Consider the following 3,572-nt stretch of genomic DNA (forward strand, 5'->3'; position numbering starts at 1 on the left):
GCCCTCGGGACGCTGGTCGGCGAGGAACTGCGCGGTGGCCAGCGCGGCGGTCCAGATGGCGTGCTCCGGTACCTCGAAGCCCATCCGGGACAGCCGCGCCTGCAGGTCGCGGGCGGTGTAGATGGAGTTGTTGGTGAGCACCAGGAACGGCCTGCCCGACGTGCGGAGCCGGTTGACGAACTCCGGCGCGCCCGGTACGGGCTGGCCCTCGTGCACGAGCACGCCGTCCATGTCGGTCAGCCAGCTCTCGACGGGTTTCTTGCGCTCTGTCATTAGTTGTCCTCGCTACGCGCGACGCGGCCGGGGGCAGCAATGACCCGGGCAATGGTCCCAAGCCGGAAGGTTACCCAGCCGAAGTCGCGGAAACGTGTCCGGCGCGAGTCGTTCCTGTACAAGCTCGCGAACCATCGTGACGAACGCGGGATGCACGCCGGGTGTGGCCGCCCTGACGTACTCCAGTCCCAGCTTGCGTGCGGTGGCCGCCGCCTCCGTGTCCAGGTCCCAGGCGACCTCCAGGTGGTCGGACACGAACCCGATGGGGCTCACCACCACGGCGGTGACGCCGGTGTCGGCGAGCGCCTCCAGATGGTCGTTGATGTCCGGCTCCAGCCATGGCACCTGCGGCGGGCCGGACCGGCTCTGCCAGACCAGGTCGTACGGCACGTCCGCGCCGGCGCCGGCGGCCACGAGCGCGGCCGTCTCGCGCAACTGCGCCTCGTACCGCCCGCCGTCAGGCCCGGCGGTCCTGGCCATCGCCACCGGGATGGAGTGGGCCGTGAAGACCAGCCGGGCGTCGCCCCGGCGGGCCGGGTCCAGCGCGGCCAGTGCCTCGCGCACCGCCTCCGCGTGCGGCCGGACGAAGCCGGGGTGGTCGGCGAAGTGCCTCAGCTTGTCCACCAGCGGCGCGTCCTCGCCCACCGCGGCCCGCGCGGCGTCGATGTCCTCGTAGTACTGCCGGCACGAGGAGTAGCCGCCGTACGCGCTGGTGGCCAGCGCAATGGCGTGCCGCACGCCGTCGTCGCGCATCGTGGCCAGGGTGTCCGCCAGCATCGGCGTCCAGTTCCGATTTCCCCAGTAGACCGGCAGGTCCACGCCGTGGGCCGCGAAGTCGGCGCGGATCGCCGCCAGCAGGTCGCGGCACTGCTGGTTGATCGGCGACACGCCGCCGAAGTGCTGGTAGTGCTCGGCGACCTCGACGAGCCGCTCCGCCGGCACGCCCCGGCCCCGCGTGACGTTGCGCAGGAACGGCAGCACGTGGTCCGGGTGCTCGGGACCGCCGAACGACAGCAGCAGGAACGCGTCGTACGCCATGGCACCCATCATGCCCTCAGCGGCTACGCTCCGATCGCGTGGTACCCGCCGTCGACGTGGACGATCTCGCCGGTGGTGGCCGGGAACCAGTCCGAGAGCAGCGCCAGCACCGCCCGCGCCGCCGGCTCCTGGTCCGTGAGCGACCAGCCCAGCGGCGCGCGCGCCACCCACGCGTCCTCGAACGCGTCGAACCCGGGGATCGAGCGCGCCGCCATCGTGCGCAGCGGCCCGGCCGACACCAGGTTGCTGCGGATGCCGTGCTTGCCCAGGTGCAGCGCGAGGTAGCGCGACGCCGACTCCAGCCCCGCCTTGGCCACGCCCATCCAGTCGTAGACCGGCCACGCCACCGTGGCGTCGAACGTCAGCCCGACCACCGAGCCGCCCCGGTCCATCAGCGGCAGCGCCGCCATGGCCAGCGATTTGTACGAGAACGTGGACACGTGCAGCGCCGTGGCCACGTCCTCCCACGGTGCGTCGAGGAAGCCGCCGCCCAGGCACGTCTGCGGCGCGAAGCCGATCGAGTGGACGACGCCGTCCAGCCCGTCGACGTGCTCGCGCACCTTGTCCGCAAGCCCCTCCAGGTGATCGGGGTTCGTCACGTCCAGCTCGATCAGCGGGGCCGGCGAGGGCAGCCGCTTGGCGATCCGCTCGACCAGGGAGAGCCGGCCGTAGCCGGTGAGCACGACGGTGGCCCCGTGCTCCTGGGCCAGCCGGGCGACCGAGAACGCGATCGACGCGTCGGTGATCACACCGGTGACGAGCAGCCGCTTGCCGGCCAGCAAACCTGACACCTGAACCAAACCCCCTCAGTGACCCATGCCCAGGCCGCCGTCGACTGGGATGACCGCACCGCTGATGTAACCCGCCGACTCGCCGGCGAGCCACGTCACCACGCCGGCCACCTCGTCGACCGTGGCGAACCGGCCGGCCGGGATCGTCTTGCGGTACTCGTCGCGCCGCTCCTCGGGCAGCGCCGCCGTCATGTCCGTCTCGATGAACCCGGGCGCGACCACGTTCGCGGTCACGTTGCGGGTGCCCAGCTCGCGGGTGATGGACCGGGCGACGCCGACCAGCCCGGCCTTGCTTGCCGCGTAGTTCACCTGGCCGGGCCCGCCGTACAGCCCGACGACCGAGGAGATGAAGATCATGCGACCCCAGCGTCCCCGTACCATCTTCGTGGCCGCCCGGCGCGCGCACCGCCACGCTCCGGTCAGGTTGGTGTCCAGCACCCGGGTGAACTGCTCCTCCGACATGCGCATCAGCAGCGTGTCGTCGGTGATGCCGGCGTTGGCCACCAGCACCTCCACCGGCCCCAGTTCCGCCTCGACGGCGGTGAACGCGGCGTCCACCGCGGCGCCGTCGGTCACGTCGCACTCGACGCCGAACAGGCCGTCGGGCGCGCCGGAGCCCCGGTGCGTCACCGCCACCCGGTATTCCTGCTTGGCGAACTCCTCGGCGATCGACAGCCCGATCCCCCGGTTCCCGCCGGTCACCAGCACCGTCCGCGGCACGGCCCGCCCCCTTCCCATTCGTCAGGGAAGCGTAGTCATACCTGGGTATCCCCCGGTCGTAGCCCCCCGGTAGGGCGACGCCGTGCGCGCCCGCGCCGTACCGTTCCGGCCATGAACAACGCCGTCGTGCGCGGCCTGGCCGGCCTGCGCCGGGCCGTCGCCGGTCCGGATTATCCGCGGGTACGGGCACCCGGCCGACCGGCCGGCAAGCTGGCCCGGTTCGGGCCGCCGCTGGCCGTGCTGGCGCTGCTGGGCCTGCTGCTGATCACGTACCAGTACCTGTGGAGCGTGCGCGGGATCAACCTGATGGCGTGGGCGCTGGCGGCCCTGACAGTGGCGCCCGCGGCCCTGATGCTCGACCGCCCGCTGCTCGCCTGGCGATTGTGCATCGTCGGCGGGGTCGTCGGCACGGGATGGGCCACGGCCGGCGAGGCGCTCCCGTGGAACCCGGTGCAGGTCTTCGTGACCCTGGCCGTGCTGGTCGTGGTGGCGCTGCGGGCCGACCGGGTCGTGGTGTTCTGGGTCGGGCTGATCACCGTGTTCGTGGCCTTCTATTTCGTGCCGGACCCGGCCTCGTTCTACGGCCTCATGCTGCTCGTCGCCGCGCTGCTGGCGATCGGCTCGTCGTTTCGCCGGGTTCGCCAGGTCGAGGGCGAACTGGCCGAGCAGGCCGGGGTGACCGAACGGGAGCAGGCCCGGCGCGGGCTGCTGGAGGAGCGGGCCAGGATCGCCCGCGAGCTGCACGACGTG

The 3,572-nt window shown here is 72.3% G+C and carries 3 protein-coding genes and 2 pseudogenes; 1 reads left to right on the forward strand and 4 read right to left on the reverse strand.

Translation table 11 applies throughout. The annotated features are described in order from the left end of the window. The 4 genes and pseudogenes from VFO68_RS09140 to fabG form a co-directional block, all read right to left on the reverse strand. A pseudogene (locus VFO68_RS09140) lies at window positions 1–273 on the reverse strand (HAD family hydrolase); the annotation flags it as partial. 12 nt (window positions 274–285) lie between these two features. Then, window positions 286–1,311, reverse strand: a complete 1,026-nt coding sequence (locus tag VFO68_RS09145) for a ferrochelatase (protein WP_325157759.1) — start codon at window positions 1,309–1,311, stop codon at window positions 286–288. Window positions 1,312–1,334: 23 nt separating this feature from the next. Beyond that, window positions 1,335–2,102 carry an enoyl-ACP reductase FabI gene (fabI, locus tag VFO68_RS09150; protein WP_325157760.1) on the reverse strand — a complete coding sequence of 256 codons (768 nt, stop codon included), beginning with the start codon at window positions 2,100–2,102 and terminating at the stop codon, window positions 1,335–1,337. A gap of 15 nt (window positions 2,103–2,117) precedes the next feature. Then, on the reverse strand, window positions 2,118–2,822 hold the full coding sequence (fabG, locus tag VFO68_RS09155; protein WP_325157761.1) for a 3-oxoacyl-ACP reductase FabG: 705 nt from the start codon (window positions 2,820–2,822) through the stop codon (window positions 2,118–2,120). Window positions 2,823–2,933: 111 nt separating this feature from the next. Here fabG and VFO68_RS09160 point away from each other — a divergent pair. Further along, a pseudogene (locus VFO68_RS09160) lies at window positions 2,934–3,572 on the forward strand (hypothetical protein); the annotation flags it as partial.

This window comes from Actinophytocola sp. (assembly GCF_035712165.1).
Classification (GTDB): domain Bacteria; phylum Actinomycetota; class Actinomycetes; order Mycobacteriales; family Pseudonocardiaceae; genus DASYTH01.

Coding starts and splice junctions, on each gene's coding strand:
- VFO68_RS09145 (WP_325157759.1), bottom strand. CDS start 1,311: ATGGCGTACGACGCGTTCCTGCTGCTGTCGTTCGGCGGTCCCGAGCAC.